This window comes from Pseudomonas sp. S07E 245 (assembly GCF_019599025.1).
Classification (GTDB): domain Bacteria; phylum Pseudomonadota; class Gammaproteobacteria; order Pseudomonadales; family Pseudomonadaceae; genus Aquipseudomonas; species Aquipseudomonas shirazensis.
Map to the genome: position 1 here is coordinate 1,251,378 of NZ_CP080625.1, position 20,743 is coordinate 1,272,120.

A 20,743-nucleotide genomic window follows, 5' to 3' on the forward strand; every position below is an offset into this window, starting at 1 on the left:
GTTGCCTCGGCGTTCTATGGGCATAGTCAGGCCTGTCACAAATTGCAGAGCAGGTTTTATGCCAGCTTGGGAAAGACACTGCGGGGCGGGGCGCGCCGTCATTCAGTCTTCGATGCGTGAGTAAAAAGCACCTTAATTGTTGCTCGGCTGTCGGCATTCAAACACTCAAGGTTATATGTTAATTACCCGAATCAAGGAGTGATGTGGTCTTTGCGAAACTGCTCTGATGGCCGTGCTTGAGCGCTTCTTGGAAAGATACCGGCAACTGTTGGCTGAGCAACAGAGCGGCAACAGTTTGTGCTGGAGCACAACTAGGCAAGGCGCCTGAAGGCCAGTAAACAGGTACTTTAATAGCTGGCACGACACCTGCAGTACTCACTTTACCAGCATTCAACGGTGGCCCTCGAAACAGCGAGGTGCGGCGGTGATATATATAAAGGGAGTATCAGCATTGCGTGCGAAAGTTCGACTTACCGGTCACCCGCTAGGCAACGCCGCCAGTGTGGCAGTGCTGATGGCGCTGCTCAGCCCCTCGGTATTTGCTGCCGGGGATTCCACCCTCGGCACAGTGACCGTCACCGGCGCCGCAGCCAGTGGCGCTCAGAAGGATCAGAAGCGCCTGCAGAAGGTTGCCGGCAATACTGCAGTGATCGACAACCGTCAGGTCGAGCAGGGCCGTGCTGCCAATGCCGAAGACGTGCTCGCCCTGCAGCCGGGAGTGTTCGCCCAAGGCACCAGCGGCACCGCCGCGAACAAGATTTCGATCCGCGGTTCCGGGCTCAATACCTTCTATCAAGGCTACGTGCTGGGCACCAAGTTTCTTTTCGACGGCCTGCCGATCACCGGTCCCGGCGGCACCCAGGAAGACTTCCTCGACATGCAGGGCATCGACCACACCGAGGTCTTGTACGGCGGCAACGCCTCTGAGTACGCAGCGCTGTCGCTGGGCGGTGCGATCAATTTCGTCAGCAAGACCGGGCGCACCGACCCGGGTAATTACGCCCGCTTCGAGGTGGGCAGCTACGGTTACCGCAAGCAACAGCTGAGCACCGGAGGCGTAGTCGGCGACAGCGACTATTACATCAACGTGCTGCACAACGAGCGCGACGGCTATCAGGACCAGGCCAACAACGAAGGCCGCGGCCTGGCGGCCAACTTCGGTCATGTGTTCAGCCCCAAGCTGGAAACCCGGCTGTTCGTCAAATACCGCGAGGAGCAACTCACCAACGGCAATACGCTGACCCGCCAACAGCTCAAGCACGACCCGCGCAGCAATAGCGCCCCGACCGGGCGGCGCAAGGACGGCACCACCTTCATCGGCAACAAGACCACCTACACCTTCGACGATGGCAACAAACTCGAAGTCGGCGCTTCATACAACAACTACCCCTTGCTCAACGGCTGGCGCTACTCACCCACGCCGCAGGACTGGCGCTCCAAGGACATCAACCTGACCCTGCGCTATTTCCGTACTGGCGACCGCCTGTTCGGCCTGCCCAGCGACAGCAGCATTATCTTCAGCAACACCCGGGCTTCGCTGGCTGACGTCAAGTCGCACAATCGCAGCACCGGCGCGAAAATCCAGGAGACCAACTACACCGGCTCGCGGGACACGGTGCTGACGTTCGGCAACGAGCTGCAATTGACCGATGCGCTGTGGCTGTCCTCGGGCTTGTCGTTCGTCAATATCCGCCGCAAGGCTGAGATCGAAGGCACCACGCTGACCACGGCCAACCCCAGCAACCTGCCGACCCGGGTTGAATATGTCGAAAATGATCTGGCGCCGCGGCTCGGCCTGCGCTATCAGATCAACCCCGAATTGCAGCTGTTCGGCAATGTCAGCCGCAGCATCGACCCGCCGGTGACCTGGCAGTTGGGCAGTACTGGCAACCCGTTTCTCTATGATGTGCGGCCACAGAAAGCCACCACCTTCGAAGTCGGTGTGCGCGGCAGTCATGGCATCTTCGATGGCAGCCTGACCCTGTACCGCTCGTGGGTGCAGGATGAGCTGCTGACTGTGGTGGTGCGCCAGGCCAGCGCCACCCAGGACCAACTGACGGCGACCTCGAACGCCAGCCCGACGATTCACCAAGGCATCGAAGCCGGCCTCAATGCGCTGCTCTGGACCGGTGCCAGCGGCGACACCCTCGACCTGCGCCAGGCTTACACCCTCAACGACTTCAAGTACCGCGACGACGACACCTTCGGCGGCAACGAACTGCCAAGCCTGCCGCGCCAGGTTTACCAGGCTGAACTGGCCTACCGCCAGGCCAGCGGTTTCTACGCCTCGCTCAACCTGCGCGCAGCCTCCAGCTATTACATCGATTACGCCAACACCTGGCAGGCGCCGTCGTACCTGCTGTGGGGGGCCAAGGTCGGCTTCCAGGCGCCGAGCCGCAAGTGGGAAGTGTTTGCTGACCTGCGCAACCTCACCGACCAGCGCTACGCCAGTGCGGCCAACACCGCCTACAACGCCAACGGTCGCGATTCTGCCAATTTTTATCCGGGTGATGCGTTCTCAGTCACCACCGGCGTAGCGGTGCGCTTCTGATGGCGGCTGCCCAAAGGCACGTGCTGACGCCGATTCTGCTGGCCAGCGCGCTGCTGTTCGGCGGCTGCTCGCCACCCGCGCCGCCGCACACGGCAAGCAGCCTCAAAGGCGAGGCGGTGACGGCCGTCAACGGCATCATGCGCTACCCGGCGAGTGATTTTGTCGAGCAGCGTGAGGGCCTGCGCGGTGGCACCTTGCGCGTGTCTGCCGCCACCGATTCGGGCAGCTTCGACATCCACGGCTTGTCCCACGGCAACATGCAGTGGTTGGGGCGGATCCTGTTCGATTGCCTGGTCTATCAGGCCGAAGACGGCACGCTGACGCCCTGGCTGGCGAAAGGCTGGGATATCAGTGCCGATGGCCTGACCTATACCTTTCACCTGCGCGATGACGTCACCTTCAGCGACGGCGCGCGGTTCGATGCCGAGACGGTGCGGCTGAACCTTGAGCACATGCGTGACCCGGCGACCAAATCCCCACTGGCGGCCGCTTATATTGCGCCTTACCTCAAGGGCCGGGTGATCGACGAGTTCACCTTCGAGGCGACCCTGCGCGAGCCTTACGCGCCGTTCCTCGACGTGCTCTCGCAGGCATGGCTGGGCATGATTTCGCCGAAGCAGATCCTGGAGGCGCCTCGTAGCATCGCGACCCGGCCGATCGGCAGCGGGCCGTTCGTGCTCGACAGCTATGTGCGCGACCAAGGCGCGGTGTTCAGCCGTCGCGCTGGCTATGATTGGTCGCCGGCGGCCATCAAACATCAGGGCGAGGCTTATCTGGATCGGCTCGAACTGAGCTATGTGCCCGAGGCGATGATCCGCTACACCGCACTGGAAGCCGGCGACAGCGACATGGCCCTCGACGCACCGCCGCAGAACGCCGCTGCGATCCGCGCCAACCCGCAATTGACCCTGCGCAGCCGGATCCGCAAAGGCAATCCTGCGCGCAGCATCACCTTCAATGTCGAGCGGGTGCCGTTTGACGATGTGCGGGTGCGCCAGGCCATGGCCAAAGCCATCGACCGCGACGGCCTGGCATGGATATCGGGCTTTGGCGAATTTCTCGCCAAGGGCGACTATCTCGCCGTGAATACCCCAGGCTACGACCCGGTCGCGCAGGACGCACTGGCGTTCGATCCGGCCGCAGCCAATCGCCTGCTGGATGCGGCCGGCTGGACCGAGCGCGCTGCCGATGGCGTACGCATGCGCAACGGCCAGTGCCTGCAAGCGACCTTGCTCACCTATGACAACCCGGCGTTTCCGGCCAACGTTGCAGTGGCGGTACAAGCCGATTTGCGCAAGATCGGCTTTGCCATGGCCATCGAAGTACTGCCGCTGACGCGGGTCATGCAGCTGCGCTACGCCGGTGAGTTCGATGCGATCGGTGGTGGCTACTGGCACACCAATACGGCTGACGGCCTGTACATCCTCTATCACAGCAATGCCATTCCCAGCGCGCGTTTGATTGGTCAGAACGTTGGCCATTTTCGTGATGCGCAACTGGACCAATACCTGGGCGAGGCGCGCCGCAGCACCGATCCGCAGCGGCGTCGCGAGCTCTATCGGCTGGCCCAGCAACGGCTCGGCGAGACCGTGCCGGCAGTGCCGTCGGTAGAAAGCCAGATGCTGCTGGCCTACCGCAAGGCCGTCGCCGGCGTGCTGTTCGACGGCTCGCACAATGTCCCTCTGTTCACCAGCGTGTGGCTGGCCAAGGAGCAACCATGAAGTTAGTGGCGACGGTACTGCGCCGCCTGCGCGATGGTGTGATTGTGCTGTGGGCGGCAGCCAGCCTGACTTTTCTGGGCATGCAGCACAGTGGCGGTGATACCGCGCTGGCGATTGTCGGCGGCCCGGATGCAATGCCCAGCGCCGAGCTGCTGGCCCAGGTGCGCGCCGAGTACGGCCTTGATCAGCCGCTGTGGCGGCAGTACCTGAGCTACCTGGGACGCCTTGCTCAGGGTGATCTTGGCGAGTCGTACCGCTTGCGCATCCCGGTGGTGCAGGCGATCGGCGAGCAACTCGGTGCGACCTTGGCCCTGGCCAGCACTGCAGCGTTGCTGGCGGTAGTGCTGGCTCTGGCGTCGGCGCTGCTCACCGCCAACCGCGGACGGCGCTTGCGGGCGCTGGTATCGGGGGTCGAGCTGGTGCTCTCGGCGGTACCCAATTTCGTCATCGGGACGGTGCTGCTGCTGGCCTTTAGTTTCTATTTCCACTTGCTGCCGCCGTCCGGCTCGGCCGGCTGGCGGTCGCTGCTGCTGCCCAGTCTGGCGCTGGGTCTGCCCATCGCTGCGCTGCTGGCGCAGGTGCTGCGCCAGTCACTGGAACAGGTGCTCGAGCAACCCTTCATCACTCAGGCACGCGCTCGCGGTATGTCCGATACCGGCGTGCGCCTGCGCCATGCCTTGCGTCACGCGCTGGTGCCGTTGGTGACGCTGGCCGGATATGTATTCGCCAGCCTGCTCGGCGGGGCGGTGGTGCTCGAGCTGCTGTTCGGCCGCCAGGGCATCGGCCGCTTGATGCTCGACGCGACTGCCAACAAGGACGTGCCGCTGGTGCTCGGCGTGACCTTGCTGGCTGCTGCCATCTACGTGCTGGTCAATCTGCTGGTGGACCTGTTGACGCAGGCCATTGACCCGCGCACTGCCCATCATTGAATCCGTGAAAGGAACCGTCATGAGTCACCCATCGAACACTGCAATCACCGATGCCGAACTGGACGCGCGGTTCGCCCCGATCTACACCCGCATCGCTGCCGGTGCTGTTGAACGCGAGCAGCAACGAGCCCTGGCCCATGAGCCAGTGGCCTGGTTGCGCGCAGCGGGGTTTGGCGCGCTCAGGGTCCCGCACGTCCACGGCGGGCTGGGCGCCTCGCTGCCGCAGTTGCTGCGCCAGCTGGTGCGCCTGGGGCAGGCTGATTCGAATCTGCCGCAGATCTTTCGAGCGCACTTTGGCTTCGTCGAAGGTCGCCTGTCGGCAGCCGATGCTGATTCGCAGCAGTACTGGTTTGCCCGCGTTGCCGCCGGTGAGCTGTGGGGTGCGGCCATGGCCGAGCGCACTGACAGCACCAGCAACACGGTGCAATTGAGCGACAGTGGGGAGGGCGGCTATCGCCTCGATGGCGAAAAGTATTACTGCACCGGCACGCTCTACGCGGACTGGGTTGCAGCCGTGGCCAACCATGGCGACGACTTCGTCAGCCTGGCGGTGCCGACCCGCGCGGCCGGGGTTGAAGTGGTCGATGACTGGGACGGCTTTGGCCAGCGCCTGACCGGCAGCGGCACCACCCGCTTCAACCAGGTTGCCGTCCCCGAACGGCACATTCTGCGTCGTTTTGCCAAGCGCGAACTGCGCGCCGAATCGTACCTGACGGCGTTCTACCAGGCCGTTCACCTGGCCACCCTGGCAGGCATCGCCCGGGCTGTCCTGGCGGATGCCGTGGGCTTTGTACAGGGCCGCACCCGCGCGTTCGGCTTGCCCGGCCAGTCGCGACCGGCTGACGACCCACTGGTGCAGCAAGTGGTCGGGCGCCTGTCGAGCCTGGCCTTCAGTGCCGAGGCGCAGGTCGGCGCGGTTGCCCAGAGCCTGCAGGCTGCATCTGCAGCCGGCCAGCTCGGCGCGGTGCCGGAGCAGCTCTACACCGATGCCGAAGTGCACGCCTTCCAGGCGCAACAGATCGTTTTGCCGCAAGTACTTGAGGCGACCAGCTTGCTGTTCGAAGTCGGCGGCGCTTCGGCCACCAGCAACCAGCGTCGGCTCGACCGCCACTGGCGCAACGCGCGCACCCTGGCATCGCACAATCCAGCGATCTATCGCGAGCAGGCGCTGGGCAACTACTACCTCAACGGCATCAGCCCGGCTGCCGCCTGGCGGGCCAAACAGTCGGCAGTCAGTGACGTGCAGCCTACCTTCGATGAAGCCAGCGCTGTCTGAACAGGAGCAACCCCATGACGCAAGCAAAACAGATGAGCCTGGGCATGAACATTCTCGGCTTTGGCTCACACTCCGGCGCCTGGCGTCAGGGCGAGGCTGCGCTGAATGCCTATATCGACGTCGACTATTACCGCAACATCGCGCGCATCTCCGAACGTGGCTGCCTTGACGCGATCTTTCTCGCCGATGGCCCGGCATTGTCAGCGGATGTCGCCAGCCAGCCGGGCGGGCGCCTGGAGCCGACCCTGCTGCTTACCGCCGTGGCTGCGGCCACCGAACATATTGGCGTCATCGCCACCTGTTCCAGTACCTACAACGAGCCGTTCAACCTGGCCCGGCGGATCGCCTCGCTGGATCACATCAGCGGCGGCCGTGCCGCTTGGAACGTGGTCACCAACGCCGGCGATGCCGCCGCGCAAAACTTCGGCCTCAGCGGCGCGCCGCTGCATGTCGACCGCTATGGCCGTGCCGAGGAATTCGTCGATGTAACCCTCAAACTGTGGGATAGCTGGGAGGACGACGCGATCATCGGCGACCGCGCCACAGGCCGCTTTGCCGACCCGAGCAAAGTGCACACGGTGGACTTCAAGGGCGAGCACTTCCAGGTCAAGGGCCCGCTCAACCTGCCACGCTCGCCGCAAGGCCGGCCAGTGCTGGTCCAGGCCGGTTCGTCCGAAGGCGGCAAAGCGCTTGGCTCACGTTACGCCGATGCGATCTTCACCACCCAGACCACCTTGCCCGACGGCCTGGCCTTTTATCGCGAGATGAAACAACGCGCCCAAGCCTGGGGCCGCGACCCGCAGCACTTGAAGATCATGCCCGGGCTGTCGACGGTAATCGGCAGCACCGAGGCCGAGGCCCACGCGCGCTTCGACCAGCTCAATGCCTGGCACGGTGAGCACGGTTTGCTGCAGCAAGTGGCCGGGCGGATCGGCATTGATGCCCGCGAACTGGACCCGGACGCGCCGCTGCCCTGGGCGCAAATCGGCGCTGTAGCGGACTTCGAGCGCGGCTCGCATGGGTTTCTCGAGGCGCAACTGAACCTGGCCCGGCGCGAGAACCTGACCATCCGCCAGCTGTCGCGGCGGATTCTGGTGGGCCACCGGTTGGCCGTCGGCACCCCCGAGCAGGTTGCCGACACCTTGGCCGAATGGTTCCTGGTTGGCGCCGGCGACGGCTTCAACATCATGCCGGACATGTTCCCGTCAGGCGCGCAGGTGTTCGTCGAAGAGGTTGTTCCGCTACTGCAGAAGCGTGGTTTGTTCCGCCGCGAATACCAGGGCCGCACCTTGCGCGATCACCTCGGCTTGCCCAAGGCCAACAACCAGTACACCCAGGCCAACAGCGCGGGCCTCGCGCGGCTGGCCTGAGACCATCGCCTTCAGTCATTTATCGAAAAGGATCACATCATGCAGTATCGCCGCCTGGGCCATACCGACCTCAACGTCAGCCTGCTCAGCCTTGGCTCGATGACCTGGGGCCACCAGAACACCGAGCAGGATGCCCACCAGCAACTGGACGCCGCCATCGCCGCCGGGATCAATCTGATCGATACCGCCGAGATGTACCCAACGCCGACCCGGGCCGAAACCTGGACCACCACGGAGCGCTTCATCGGCAGTTGGCTTGCTGCACGCGGTAACCGCGACAAACTGGTGCTGGCAAGCAAGATTGCCGGGCCGTCGCGTGATCCTGCCGGGCAGACGCACATTCGTGACGGCCTCTCGCACCATGATCGGCGCAATATCGTTGCCGCGCTGGATGGCAGTCTCAAACGCCTGCGCACCGACTATCTGGACTTGTATCAGTTGCACTGGCCGGACCGCACCACCAACTTCTTCGGCGCGCGTGAATACCCCTACGTGGATGACCACCCGGACAGCGCTGCAATCGCTGAAACCCTGGCGGTGCTCGACGAACAGGTCAAAGCCGGCAAGGTCCGCCATATCGGCGTTTCCAACGAAACGCCGTGGGGCGTGGCGCAGTTCCTGCGGCACAGCGAACAACGCGATTTGCCGCGCATTGCCAGCATCCAGAACCCGTACAGCTTGCTCAACCGCCTGTATGAGAACAGCTTGTCGGAGTTCAGCCACCGTGACGGCGTTAGCTTGCTGGCGTATTCACCGCTGGCGTTCGGCACGCTGACCGGCAAATACCTCGATGGCGCACGCCCCGAAGGCGCTCGCCTGTCGTCGGTGTACCGCACCTTCAACCGCTACGACAGCAGTGAAGCCAACAGCGCCATCGCCAGCTATGTGCAGATCGCCGTCAAGCGAGGTTTGAGCCCAGCGCAGCTGGCGCTGGCCTTCGTCATCCGTCAGCCGTTCGTAGCCAGTGCCATTACTGGCCAGACCAGCCTGGCGCAGTTGCACGACAACCTCGGTGCGCTGGAGCTGCAACTGGATGACGAATTGCTGGCCGAGATTCAGGCTGTGCATCGGCGTACGCCAAATCCGGCGCCTTGAGCCAGGAGGTTGCATGAACGCGATCATTCCCGCTGCCCAGGTGCCGACGCTGGCAACCAGTGCGCGACTGTCGCGCTGGCGCCCTGCGCGGCCAGGGTTGTGCCTGGCCTGGGCGACCATCGGCTTGCTGTTGCTGGCGGTGGCACTGCCTGGCTGGCTGGCGCCGGCCGATCCTTTGCTGGCTGATGCGCGCCTGGCTTATCAACCGCCCAGCAGCCAGTTCTGGCTGGGTACCGATGAGAATGGTCGAGACGTGCTTAGCCGTGTTATTCACGGGGCGCGTGCATCCCTGCTTATCGGTTTCACCGCAACCCTGCTCGGGCTGGGCCTGGGCACCTTGCTAGGATTGCTTGCCGGCCTCGCACCGCGCTGGCTGGATAACCTGCTGATGCGCGCGGTGGATGTGCTGCTGGCATTTCCCGACCTGCTGCTGGCGCTGGTGGTGATCACGCTGTTTGGTCAGGGCACGACCAACTTGATCATTGCCGTCGGCATCGCGGCAGTGCCGCGCTATGCCCGGCTGGTGCGCGCGCAGACCATGAGCATCCGCCATGCCAGCTTCGTCGAGGCGGCACTGACCCTGGGTCGGCGGCCGCTGGCTGTGGTGTTTGCCCATGTCCTGCCCAATGCGGTGCAACCGGTCCTGATCCTCGCCTGCATCGGCCTTGGCGGGGCTATCACCGCCGCTGCCGCGCTGAGTTTTCTCGGTTTTGGCGCTCCGCCACCGGCACCCGAGTGGGGCGCAAGTATGGCAGTGGCACGCAATTTCATGGCCAACGCGCCCTGGCTGATGGCCTGGCCGGCGCTGGCAATTACCTTGACTGTGATTTCCATCAGCGCCATCGGCCGAGACTGGCTACGGCGCAGTGAGGGCAAAGGCCTATGAGTGGCTTGAATACGGCGTCGGCACTGGTCGACATCCGCGACCTGCGAGTGAGCTTCAACGGTGTAGCGGTGGTACACGGAGTCGATCTGCAGGTGCGCGCCGGGCAGTGCGTGGCGTTGGTTGGCGAGTCGGGCTCGGGCAAGAGCGTCACCGCCCGCAGCCTGGTCGGCCTGGCGGGCCCCGGCGCGCAGGTGCAGGCGCAACGGCTGGAGTTTGCCGGGCGCGACCTGCGTGTATTCGACCAGGCTGACTATCAACGCCTGCGCGGCGCGCAGATCGGTTTCATCATGCAGGACGCACTGGGTTCGCTCGACCCGTTGCGGCGGGTGGGTGGCGAAATCGAAGAGGCACTGCTGCTGCACTCTGACCTGGGCGCGGAGGCACGTCGTCTGCGGGTCCTGCAGTTGCTCGCCGAGGTCGGCGTGCCTGAGCCGCAGGTGCGCGCTCAGCAGTATTCGTGGCAGTTGTCGGGTGGCCTGCGTCAGCGCGCGTTGATCGCCTCGGCGATGGCCTGCCGGCCGCGCCTGCTGATCGCTGATGAGCCGACCACGGCGCTTGACGCGACCGTGCAGGCACAGATTCTGCGCCTGCTTGAACAACTGCGCGATGAGCAGAACAGCTTGTTGATGGTCAGCCATGATCTGGCGGTGGTGGCACGGTTGGCCGATTGGGTGGTGGTGATGCGCGGCGGACATGTAGTGGAGCAGGGCAGTGCCGAACAGATTCTGCAGGACCCGCAAGACCCTTATACCCAGCGCCTGCTCAGCGCCGCGCGTGCCGTCCATTTGCAGCGCACAACGCAGCCTGCGCTGGCGTTGGTTGAGCCCAGTGCGAGCAGCATTGAACAGCCGGTATTGCTTGCTGCAAGCGGGCTGGGCAAATCCTTTGCCGGCCCCGACGGCAGCGTCCGCCAGGTGTTGAGCGAGGTGTCGTTGCAGTTGCGCGCCGGGCAAACCCTGGGTGTGGTCGGTGAGTCCGGTTCTGGCAAAAGCACCCTGGGGCGCATCTTGCTCGGCCTGGAACAACCCGACCAGGGCCGGGTCGAGTTCGCCGGTAGCGACTGGTTGGCGCTCGGCGCCGAGCAGAAGCGGCGGGCACGGCAGGGCATCCAGGTAGTGTTCCAGGACCCGCTGGCTTCGTTCGACCCTCGCTACAGCGTGCTGCGCGTACTCAGCGAAGCGCTGGCGCTGGCCGGGGTGCCGCGCTCCTTGCAGCGGGCCGAGGCGGTGGCGTTGCTGGAGCGCGTGCAGTTGCCTGCCAGCGTGCTTGATCGGCGCCCGCTGGAGCTGTCTGGAGGCCAGCGTCAGCGCATTGCCATTGCCCGTGCACTGGCAATGAAACCGCGCCTGTTGATCTGCGACGAACCGGTGTCGGCGCTGGACGTGTCGGTACAGGCTCGCATCCTCGCCTTGCTGGCTGAACTCAAGGCCGAGCTGAACCTGGCCTGCCTGTTCATTTCCCATGATCTGGGTGTGGTCGAGCAGGTCAGCGATCATGTGCTGGTGATGCAAGCGGGCAGGGTGGTTGAGCAGGGTAGCGCCGCTCAGGTGTTGGGCCAGCCGCGCCATGCCTATACCCGGGCGTTGCTGGATGCGGTGCCGACGTTGCCACCTGCGCAGCCACTGTGGGTGCGCCGCCTCGCGGTATAAAGCTCAGCGCGCCAGTGCTGGGTTAGGCTTGTAAAAAAGGAACAGCCTGGTCTCGGCAGTCTTGCGGTAAGCCCTGGCCCAGGCTGGCCGCGCCGAGCGGTCGTGGAAATACAGGGCGCCATTGGTAGGGTCCTTGAGCTGCTGGTTGAGCGCCTTGCGGGCGATTTCCTTGGCAATGTCGTAGCGGTCCTTTTCCTCGACCTGGTCAGGGCGCCCGTCGCACCACCAGGAAAACTGGCAACTCTTGCTTTTGACCCCCTGCTTGACCACGCCGCAGATGGTGTCCGGGAAACCGTCCTGGCCGAGGCGATTGAGCACCACGCTGGCGACTGCGCTCATGTCCTTGGCATCGGCCTGTTTGGCCTCCCAGTAGATGGTGCGGGCCAGGCAGGTGATGCTGTCGTCCATCGGCGCCTGGCCACTGGGATCGACCGCTATGACCTCGCCTGAAGTCAGTGCCTCGTTTTTTTTCGCCGGCGGTGCGTCGTTGACGACCTTCTTCTCGAGCGCTTCGGCCTTGTCTTCGGCGACCGCGGCGGTGGGTGCATCGGCGGCAAGGGTGGGGCCTGCGAGCAGGGCCATGAACAAAGCAAAAATGATCGCTGACGCGCGCATGACGAGCCTCGCAGGTGGGTGCTGGAGGTCAGTCTAGCTGCCGCTGCGTTGGGCTGCCGCAACCTGAGCTGCGGGCTGCAGAGGAACCGCTTCGTGCTGGGAGGCGGCGGGATGCGGCGCAATCATTGTTGTTCGGCCGCTCGCGAAGGAGTCGGCTGCACTTGAAGGGAAGCCGCCTGATGAGCATCAATATCGAAATCCTCTACTACCGAAACTTCAATTTCGATGGCAAGTTTCACTTGCGCTGTATCGGTCCAGACCTGCACAAGATCAAGCGTATTCGTTACGTGCTACGCGTCATCAACGCGCGAGGGCCCAAGCGACTGGACTCCTCCACCTCAAGCTCCCAGGTTGACAGCGGGCTGCTGGTTGACCATGGCTGTCCGGCCATTCTAGGCACCGATCTGAGGCACGGCCGCTTCGAGATAACCGCAAGCATCACCCTGACCGACGAGCAGATCATCCAGCTTGACCTGCCCTCCGATGCTGATGCCACCATCACTTGGCCAACGATGGTCATCGAGATCCAGCCCGAAGAAACCGAACGGCGTATGCTGGATCGGGTCCCGCTGACGGGAGCCTCGTTACGCGTCAAACGTTCTGCAGCGCCGCCTGAATCTGGGCCCAGGCCTGTTTACGACCCACTGCTGCCCGTGTTCAGCGGACTGCCCGACGGCGCTGCCGACAAGGCTCTGCCGGCGCTGCTGGTCAAGTTCGGCAAGGACGGTTTTGCCTCCTTCGTTGCCGATCTTGAGCCGGACAGCCGCTCGAGGTTGGTCCGTCTGTGGCCGAACCTCAAGCAGGTCATCCAGCTGCAGCCGGTGCTGAGCGCTGAAGAGCATGACGACGACGCGCTTGCAGTGCTGCGCGATTACTACCTGCTCGCACAGCCAGCAAGCATGTTCAACGATACCTTCATCGCGCTACTACGAACCCTGGCGGCGCTGGACTACGTCGAGTCGCTATCCTTCCCGCCCGCCGAGCAGGAACCCGGCAACCTCATTGCCGCGGCGCTCGCTGCGCTAGTGGCGACACTGATCACGGGTGCGGCGGTGGTAGCGGGTGATGACGCTCACGACGATTCGCAACCGACGCCGGACTTCGATGCGCTGCAGACTTACCTGGATGCACCGACCGCCTCGCACAAAGGGATGAACATCCGCAGCGTCTGGAGCAAACAGGTGACCGGCAAGGGCACCCGCGTGCACTTTTCCGATGCGGGCTTGTTCGCCAGACATGAGGACCTGCGCGGGACTGAACGGCTACACGTGATCAGCGACCAACCCAACGCCGACCCGGCCCACGGTACCGCATCGGTGGGCCTGCTGTTTGCCCAGGCCAATTCGTTCGGCATGAACGGGATCTGCCATGATTGTGAGCTATACCTGTACGACAATCGGGCCATCGACCACCGCAAATACCCCCGCACGCCCGCAGACCTGCTGCGCCAGGTACGCGCAGGCGACATCGTCGCCATCAACAGGCAAAGCGCCAGCATCCATGTACTCAGCACCTATTTGCCGTCGCTGCACGAGCGCGACTGGTGGGATGTGTGCGAGGCGCTGACCGCGCGCGGCGCGGTCGTGGTCAATGCCGCCGCCAATGGCAGCAATCAGTCGCTGGCGGACAAGGGTACGACGCGGGGGCACGGTGTCGATCTAGGCCAATGGCCTTACTTCGACGACCATGGCGATGCCTCGACCATTTTGGTAGGGGCCTGCCAGTCGTGGGACGGCAAGCCTCATCAGTACTCCAATTACGGCTACCGCTATCGAATGCTCAACGCGTGGGGTGATAGTGTCGCCACGCTGGGCTACGGCAAGCTACAGGACAAAAAGGGTGACGACCGAGACTACACCAGCAGCTACGGTGGCACCTCCAGCGCAACCCCTTTGGTGACGGGTGCCCTGAGCCTGATTCAGTCCTACGCCATGCGCCAGCATCATGTTTATCTGAATGCCGACCAGATGCATTTGCTGGTGATGGCGACAGGTTATCAAGACGCTACCTTGCCTCTGACCGACGTCCTGCCGATGGGCAGTAGGCCGAACGTGGAGGCAGCGTTGGTAATGCTTGACCGAATTCTCGGCGGCGGCACGTTCAGCGCTCACGACGAGCTCTAATGCGCTGCCCCGGGTCGTCTGCGCTCGGGGCAGCGTGAAAATCAATCACACCCTGAACTGATCCATCAGTGCTTGCTGCTGGTTTGCCAGTTGGTTGAGCGACTGGCTGACCCGCGCCGACTCGTTGGCCTGGCTTGACAGCGATTCAGTCACGTCGCGGATAGTCGCGACGTTGCTGTTGATCTCTTCTGCCACTGCGCTCTGCTCTTCGGCAGCCGAGGCAATCTGCAGGTTCATGTCGGTGATGACCGTGACGGCCTGGCCGATTCGTTGCAGCGCAGTGACCGCTTGGCCAACTTGCTCGACGCCGCCCTGGGCCTGGCGGTGGCTGCTGTCCATGGCGTCGACTACTTCACGCGTGCCAGCTTGCAGCGCCTCGATCACCTGGCGGGTTTCTTCGACCGACTCCTGGGTTCGCCGTGCCAGATTGCGCACTTCGTCAGCAACTACGGCAAAGCCGCGTCCTGCTTCGCCGGCGCGGGCTGCTTCGATGGCGGCATTCAGGGCGAGCAGGTTGGTCTGTTCGGCGATCGAGCGAATCACTTCGAGCACCGAGCCGATTTTTTCGCTGTTGCCAGCCAGCCCTTCGACCTGGGCCATGGCGCTGCTCATGTTGGCTGCCAGGTTATCGATGCTGTCGGTGGTCTGGCCAATCACGGCGAGGCCTTCACGGGTGGCCAGGTCAGCCTCGCGGGCGGCCTGGGCGGCCTGTGCCGCGCTGCGGGCGACGTCCTGAGCGGTGGCGCTCATCTCGTGCGATGCAGTGGCCGCCTGGTCAACCTGACGATACTGTTGTTCCATGCCAGCACTGGTCTGGCTGGCGATTGCAGCAGACTGATCAGCCGTGCCACGGGCGGCCTGCACCGAGCGTTTGACGTCAGCGATGGTGGGCTGCAGCTTGTCGAGGAAGCGGTTGAACCAACCTGCCAGTTCACCGAGTTCATCACGCTTGTCGTACTGCAGGCGACGGGTCAGGTCGCCTTCACCACTGGCGATGTCCTTGAGCATCGCTGCCACGCCCAGGATCGGCCGAGTGACGCCACGTGCCATCAGCCAGACCAACAGCAACCCGGCTAGCGCCGCGCCCAGGCCTAACCCCAGTTCAAGCAAGGTGCCGCTGGTGTTGAGCGCATCAAGTTCGTTCTTCAGCGCTTCGGCCGGACCGGTCAGGGCGCTTTGCGGCACGTCGAGCAATACGCCCCACGGCTTGCTGCCGGGAATCGGCTGAAACGCTGCCAGCACTTTCAAACGCTGTTCGGCGTGAACAATCTGTAATTTGCCGTCCGCCAGCTTGCGCACCAACTCGGCGCCTTGCGCGACATCGACCTGGTCGAAACGCTGGGCCAGCTTGCTTGAGTCGGCGCTGTAGCCTGCGAGCAGGCCGACCGGGCTGAGGATGCCGACCGTGGTCTGGCCTTGATAAAGGCCGCGGCTGGCTTCTTCGCTCATGGCCTGCAAGCTGCTCAGGTTGATGTCCACCGACAGCGTGGCAATCACCTTGCCCTTGACCGACAGCGGGAAGACGATGCTCGTCATCAACACCTGTTGGCCGTCGATGGCATAGAAATACGGCTCGACCACGCAGACCTTGCCGGTGCTGCGCGGGCATACCCACCAGGTGTTGGCCGGTTGCCCGCTGGGGCCGATTTCGATGTTGGCCATGTCCAGTTCAGGCAAGGCCATGGAGGTCAGTTTGCCGGCCTGCGGTTGCGACCAATACAAGGCAAAACGGCCAGTTTCGTTGCTGCCCAACTCGTGCTGATTGGTGAACAGGCTGTCCTTGCCATCCAGCGCGTCAGGCTCGAACACCAGCGACAGGCCTAGCAGCTCAGGGTTGGCCAGCAGGGCGCTGCGCACTTGTGCGGTCATGTCTTCGCGCAGGTCAAAGGCGTCCAGATAGCGTTTTTCCGCCTGCTCGCGCAAGAACAGCACCTGCCGAGCAAAACCTGCGCCGTACTGGTAGGCGTCCATGAACTGGCGGCGAATGTTCAGCGCCTGTACTTCACCCTGCGATTCGATGCGGGCTTGAGCTGAGTCGGAGAGCATCTTCATGCTGCTGGCCTTTACCAGGTCGGAGCTGTGGTCCATGCGGTACAGGGACAGACCGACCAGTAGCGTGACGATGGCGGCCAGGCACAAGCCGGCGAGCAGGGTGATCTTCCACTGGATGGACAGTTGTCGCAGAGGCATTTTGGGAAAGTCCCTTGTAATAGGTCTGCACTCTGTGTCGGCGACCACAGGATTTTCTTTATTCAAACGTTCAATTGAATTCGGCCTTGGCCGATTTGACATCTGTCGACTCGCCCTTCAGAGTGTGCGCCCTTCGCATTGCACCCCTCTGGACCGGCCGCTGCCTGTGTGCAGCCTGACGCCGGTGCCAATGCTTTCCGTCTGTCGTAACGAGGTAGTCCACACCATGAATGCAGTCATTGCCGCGGTCGGCATCATGCTGATATTGAGCCTGTCCCGCGTGCATGTGGTGATCGCATTGATCATCGGTGCGCTGACCGGCGGCCTGGTCGGCGGCCTGGGTATCGAGGGCACGTTGAAGGCCTTCAATGGTGGGCTGGGCGGCGGCGCCACGGTCGCGTTGTCCTACGCGCTGCTTGGCGCATTTGCCGTAGCCATTGCCAAATCGGGCCTGGCTCACGCGCTGGCAGATCGGGCCTTGAATATGATCGAGCGCCAGGGCCATAGCGAAGGTGGCAAGGTCAAATGGTTGCTGATCGGCCTGATGCTGGTGGTGGCCGTGTCGTCGCAGAACATACTGCCCATTCACATTGCCTTCATCCCCCTGTTGGTGCCGCCGCTGTTGTATGTGCTGACCCGACTGCGCATCGATCGGCGGCTGATTGCCTGCGTGATCACCTTTGGCCTGATCACGCCGTACATGTTCCTGCCGGTTGGCTTTGGCAACATCTTCCTCAATCAAATCCTGCTGGCCAATGTCAGCCGCGCCGGGGTCGACGTCAGCGCGGTCAACGTTACCCAGGCGATGGCCATTCCTGCGGCCGGCATGCTCGCCGGGCTGCTCCTGGCAGTGTTCGTCAGCTACCGCAAGAAACGCGACTATGACCTGGCGAAAATCGAGCAGGTCGAGCAGGTCAGTGTCAGCTACAACCCCTTGACGCTGATGGTCGCTGGCCTGGCGATCGCAGCAGCGTTCATCATTCAGCTGTGGCTGGATTCGATGATCATAGGCGCCATGGTCGGTTTTCTGATCTTTTCGCTGTCGGGCATCGTGCGCTGGAAAGACACTGATGATCTGTTTACCGAAGGCATGAAGATGATGGCCATGATCGGCTTCATCATGATTGCCGCCTCGGGCTTTGCCGACGTGATGAAGGCAACCGGCGAGGTCAACAGCCTGGTCCAGGCCTCTGCGCAGTGGATCAACCACAGTAAGGGCGTTGGTGCCTTGCTGATGTTGCTGGTGGGCTTGCTGGTGACTATGGGCATCGGCTCGTCGTTCTCTACCGTTCCCATTCTAGCCGCGATCTTCGTGCCGCTGTGTGTGCAACTGGGCTTCGATCCAGTGGCTACAGTGTGCATCGTCGGCACAGCGGGTGCATTGGGTGACGCCGGGTCGCCAGCATCGGATTCGACCCTGGGGCCGACTTCGGGCTTGAATGTGGACGGCCAGCATCACCACATCTGGGACACCGTGGTGCCGACCTTCCTCCATTACAACCTGCCACTGCTGGCCTTTGGCTGGCTTGCGGCGATGGTGCTCTGACGCCCCGCGTCAGCCCTTGTTGGTCAACGGTGTGATGCGGTTGAGGACGGTGCTGCCGTCCTTGCTGCGGGTCAGGTAGACCGGCAACACCTTGGGCAGGTTATCGACCATGCGCTTGACTTCGCGGGTGTTGTACACGCCGCTGACGCGGATTGCGCCGGTACTGTCATCGGCCAACAGCAGCGGGCGCTCCAGGTAGCGGTTGATCACCGGCAGGGCCTGGGCCAGGCTGAGGTTGTCCAGCACCAGCTTGCCACTGCGCCAGGCCAGGCTGTTGTCGGCGTCATCATTCTGCGCCAGGGTCGGCTCGAAATCGCCGGCGTGATAACTGGCTTGCATGCCCGGGCCCAGTCGATAGCCGCCATCGTCACCGTGGCTGCTGACCAGTACCGAGCCTTCAACCAACGTCACCTTGACCTCGTCGTTGTACTTCCAGACGTTGAATTGGGTCCCGGTTACCCGCGTCTGGCCGTTGCCGGCGCGCACGATGAACGGGTGGGCGGTGTCGTGGGTAACCTTGAAAAACGCCTCGCCGCGGGTAAGCGTGACCTGGCGTTGATCTTTGTAATTGAAGAAGCGCAGTTCGCTGTGCAGGTTGAGCTCGACCTGGCTGCCATCGCTCAGTTGCACCTGGCGCACCTGATCGGTAGCTTCGAAATGCTGGTAGTGATTGGGTAGCCAGCCTTGCTCCCAACCGACCCAGCTAGCCAGCGGCAGGGCCAGCAGGGCAATGGCTGCAGCCGAAGCGAATGGCCGCCAGTGGCGTGGCTGCGCCTTGCGTACTGGGCGGGCGCCAATCTCGACGACAGCCGTGCGGCGTGGCAACAGATCAGCGGTCTGCCAGATTTCCTGCATCGCGCGGTATTCAGCAAAGTGCCGCGGGTCGGCCGCCAGCCACAGATCAAATGCCTCGCGCTCGGCCGCCGTGCAGTCATCGGCATGCAGGCGCATGCACCAATGCGCCGCAGCGTCGGTGATGGCATCGTCCTGGTTGGGGGTCAAACGGTCCTGATTCATTACGGCTCCCGGTTTTGCGCATTCTACCCCTGCCAAGGGGGTCCCGAGAACCGAGATAATGGCGAATGACTATCAGATACGCGATATTTCGTCAGCTTTGCCTATCTGCGGACGCTAATCAGCGTCCGCAGCGCTGATTTATCAGGCCAGCTCCAGCCAGATCGGCGCGTGATCGGAAGGTTTTTCCATGCCGCGCAGGTCATAGTCAACACCAGCGTCCTTGAGTCGTGGCAGCAAGCCACTCGAAGCCATGATCAGATCAATGCGCAGACCGCGCTTGGGCTGGTCTTCAAAGCCGCGGCTGCGGTAGTCGAACCAGCTGAAACGGTCGCTGACCTGCGGGTTCAGGTAGCGAAAGCTGTCGACCAGGCCCCAGTCCTTGAGACGCTGCATCCACTCACGCTCCTCTGGCAGGAAACTGCATTTGCCAGTCTTCAGCCAGCGCTTGGCGTTGTCAGCGCCGATGCCAATGTCGCAATCTTCAGGCGAGATGTTGACGTCGCCCATCACGATCAGCGGCTGCTGATTGTCGAACTGGCCTTCGAGCAGCACCTGCAGGTCGCTGTAGAAACGCTGCTTGGCGGGGAACTTGGTCGGATGGTCGCGGCTTTCTCCCTGCGGGAAGTAACCGTTCATGATGGTGATCGGGGTGCCGTTGGCGTCGGCGAAGGTGCCCCAGATGAAGCGCCGCTGGGCGTCCTCTTCGTCAGTGGCAAACCCTCTGTGCAGTGCCAGCGGCGCCTGGCGCGAGAGCAAGGCGACGCCATAGTGGCCCTTCTGGCCGTGGTAATGCACGTGGTAGCCCAGGGCTTGCACGTCAGCCAAGGGGAACTGCTCGTCACTGACTTTGGTTTCCTGCAGGCCGATAACGTCTGGCTGATGCTTCTCGATCAGCGCCGCCAGCTGATGCGGACGGGCGCGCAGGCCGTTGATGTTGAACGAGACGATCTTCATGGCGAGGCAACCCCGGTAAAACTGCGGATGCTATCGAACATCGGCGCTCATCGCCAGCATGGTGGCGCTGCCTGCGCGCAGCGGTGAACCAACCCGCGCTGCCTCGCCTCCAAGGTGTACGTTCACTCCATGAAGGTTTAACTGCAATGCCCGACGATATCCGCGCAACCGCTCGCACCTGTTTGCTCGACAAGGGCTACCGCCGCGAGGTGCGCGCTGTGCTGTACGAAGTCTATCGGCAAGAGCCGACCGTTGCCTATCTGTTCGAGGCCCAGCGCCCTGGCTATGAACGGCGCCTGCGCGCCATGATTCGGGCATGGGTTCGCCAGCACTTCTACCTGCAGCTACCGGCAGTGGGCCTGATGGTCGAAGACCGTCTGGCCGGGGTGGCGCTGATCGTGCCGCCGCTGCGGCGCCTTGGCGTGGCTGACAGTTGGATGTGGCGCTTGCGCATGATCATCGGCACCGGCCTGCGCTGCACCCGCCGCTACCTGGATTATCAGGCAGCGTTGGTAGGGAGCTTGCCGTCAGATCAGGTACATATGCTGCCACTGCTGGGCGTGCACCCTGACTTCAGGAGTCAGCAGCACGCTGAACAATTGTTACAGGCTGTTCATGACTGGTGCGCCGAGGAGCCAGGCAGCCATGGCGTGGTGCTGGATACCGGCAATGCGCGTTATCTGGCGTTCTACAAGCTTCAGGGGTATCAGGAGATTGGCGAAATTGCCATAGGTCCAGTGACTGAGCGGGTGTTCTTTCATGCCAATCCTTTGTCATCCAGGTCAGTAACAGCGTGACCTGCGAGGTAGACGGCTCCTTTG

At 63.1% G+C, this 20,743-nt stretch carries 15 protein-coding genes and 1 pseudogene; 11 read left to right on the forward strand and 5 right to left on the reverse strand.

From position 1 onward, the window contains the following. Positions 1–451 precede the first annotated feature (451 nt). Genes K3F44_RS05605 through K3F44_RS05640 form a run of 8 tightly spaced genes read left to right on the forward strand, consistent with a single transcriptional unit; the run spans position 452 to position 11,477 of the window. Complete coding sequence (locus tag K3F44_RS05605; RefSeq protein ID WP_259407030.1) at positions 452–2,551, forward strand: TonB-dependent receptor domain-containing protein; 2,100 nt, start codon at positions 452–454, stop codon at positions 2,549–2,551. Next, positions 2,551–4,272, forward strand: a complete 1,722-nt coding sequence (locus K3F44_RS05610) for an ABC transporter substrate-binding protein (protein ID WP_220633515.1) — start codon at positions 2,551–2,553, stop codon at positions 4,270–4,272. The genes K3F44_RS05605 and K3F44_RS05610 overlap by 1 nt, the downstream gene beginning before the upstream one ends. Next, a complete protein-coding gene (locus tag K3F44_RS05615) occupies positions 4,269–5,201 on the forward strand; it encodes an ABC transporter permease (protein WP_150571929.1) in 933 nt (310 codons plus the stop codon). The genes K3F44_RS05610 and K3F44_RS05615 overlap by 4 nt, the downstream gene beginning before the upstream one ends. A gap of 19 nt (positions 5,202–5,220) precedes the next feature. After that, entirely contained in the window at positions 5,221–6,477 is a 1,257-nt protein-coding gene (locus K3F44_RS05620; RefSeq protein WP_220633516.1) for an acyl-CoA dehydrogenase, read from the forward strand. A 14-nt stretch (positions 6,478–6,491) separates the two neighbouring features. Next, positions 6,492–7,847: an LLM class flavin-dependent oxidoreductase gene (locus tag K3F44_RS05625; RefSeq protein WP_220633517.1), complete on the forward strand. Its 1,356-nt coding sequence runs from the start codon at positions 6,492–6,494 to the stop codon at positions 7,845–7,847. A 39-nt stretch (positions 7,848–7,886) separates the two neighbouring features. Next, entirely contained in the window at positions 7,887–8,942 is a 1,056-nt protein-coding gene (locus K3F44_RS05630) for an NADP(H)-dependent aldo-keto reductase (protein ID WP_220633518.1), read from the forward strand. Between the two features lie 13 nt (positions 8,943–8,955). Then, the gene (locus K3F44_RS05635) at positions 8,956–9,828 is read left to right on the forward strand and encodes an ABC transporter permease (protein WP_150569403.1); all 873 of its coding nucleotides are present in this window, start codon (positions 8,956–8,958) and stop codon (positions 9,826–9,828) included. Beyond that, complete coding sequence (locus tag K3F44_RS05640; protein WP_220633519.1) at positions 9,825–11,477, forward strand: ABC transporter ATP-binding protein; 1,653 nt, start codon at positions 9,825–9,827, stop codon at positions 11,475–11,477. The genes K3F44_RS05635 and K3F44_RS05640 overlap by 4 nt, the downstream gene beginning before the upstream one ends. A 3-nt stretch (positions 11,478–11,480) precedes the next feature. Here the strand turns inward: K3F44_RS05640 and K3F44_RS05645 are convergent, their stop codons facing one another. After that, on the reverse strand, positions 11,481–12,092 hold the full coding sequence (locus K3F44_RS05645; RefSeq protein ID WP_220633520.1) for a cell wall hydrolase: 612 nt from the start codon (positions 12,090–12,092) through the stop codon (positions 11,481–11,483). A 179-nt stretch (positions 12,093–12,271) separates the two neighbouring features. On the opposite strand from K3F44_RS05645, the gene K3F44_RS05650 reads away from it, so the two are divergent. Next, positions 12,272–14,215, forward strand: coding sequence for a S8 family serine peptidase (locus tag K3F44_RS05650; RefSeq protein WP_220633521.1), 1,944 nt, complete (start codon positions 12,272–12,274; stop codon positions 14,213–14,215). Between the two features lie 45 nt (positions 14,216–14,260). On the opposite strand, the gene K3F44_RS25050 is transcribed toward K3F44_RS05650, so the two are convergent. Together K3F44_RS25050 and K3F44_RS25055 are read right to left on the reverse strand one after the other, a co-directional pair. Then, the gene (locus tag K3F44_RS25050; RefSeq protein WP_371918926.1) at positions 14,261–15,016 is read right to left on the reverse strand and encodes a methyl-accepting chemotaxis protein; all 756 of its coding nucleotides are present in this window, start codon (positions 15,014–15,016) and stop codon (positions 14,261–14,263) included. A gap of 102 nt (positions 15,017–15,118) precedes the next feature. Next, positions 15,119–16,507, reverse strand: a pseudogene (locus K3F44_RS25055) (HAMP domain-containing protein); the annotation flags it as partial. Between the two features lie 124 nt (positions 16,508–16,631). Here K3F44_RS25055 and K3F44_RS05660 point away from each other — a divergent pair. Continuing rightward, complete coding sequence (locus K3F44_RS05660) at positions 16,632–17,951, forward strand: Na+/H+ antiporter family protein (RefSeq protein WP_101318979.1); 1,320 nt, start codon at positions 16,632–16,634, stop codon at positions 17,949–17,951. A 9-nt stretch (positions 17,952–17,960) separates the two neighbouring features. On the opposite strand, the gene K3F44_RS05665 is transcribed toward K3F44_RS05660, so the two are convergent. After that, positions 17,961–18,968 carry a FecR family protein gene (locus K3F44_RS05665; RefSeq protein ID WP_220633523.1) on the reverse strand — a complete coding sequence of 336 codons (1,008 nt, stop codon included), beginning with the start codon at positions 18,966–18,968 and terminating at the stop codon, positions 17,961–17,963. 141 nt (positions 18,969–19,109) lie between these two features. Beyond that, the gene (gene xthA, locus K3F44_RS05670) at positions 19,110–19,922 is read right to left on the reverse strand and encodes an exodeoxyribonuclease III (RefSeq protein WP_101318983.1); all 813 of its coding nucleotides are present in this window, start codon (positions 19,920–19,922) and stop codon (positions 19,110–19,112) included. Positions 19,923–20,068: 146 nt separating this feature from the next. Here xthA and K3F44_RS05675 point away from each other — a divergent pair, with 146 nt between their 5' ends. Then, the gene (locus K3F44_RS05675; protein WP_150569396.1) at positions 20,069–20,719 is read left to right on the forward strand and encodes an N-acetyltransferase; all 651 of its coding nucleotides are present in this window, start codon (positions 20,069–20,071) and stop codon (positions 20,717–20,719) included. Positions 20,720–20,743: the final 24 nt, after the last annotated feature.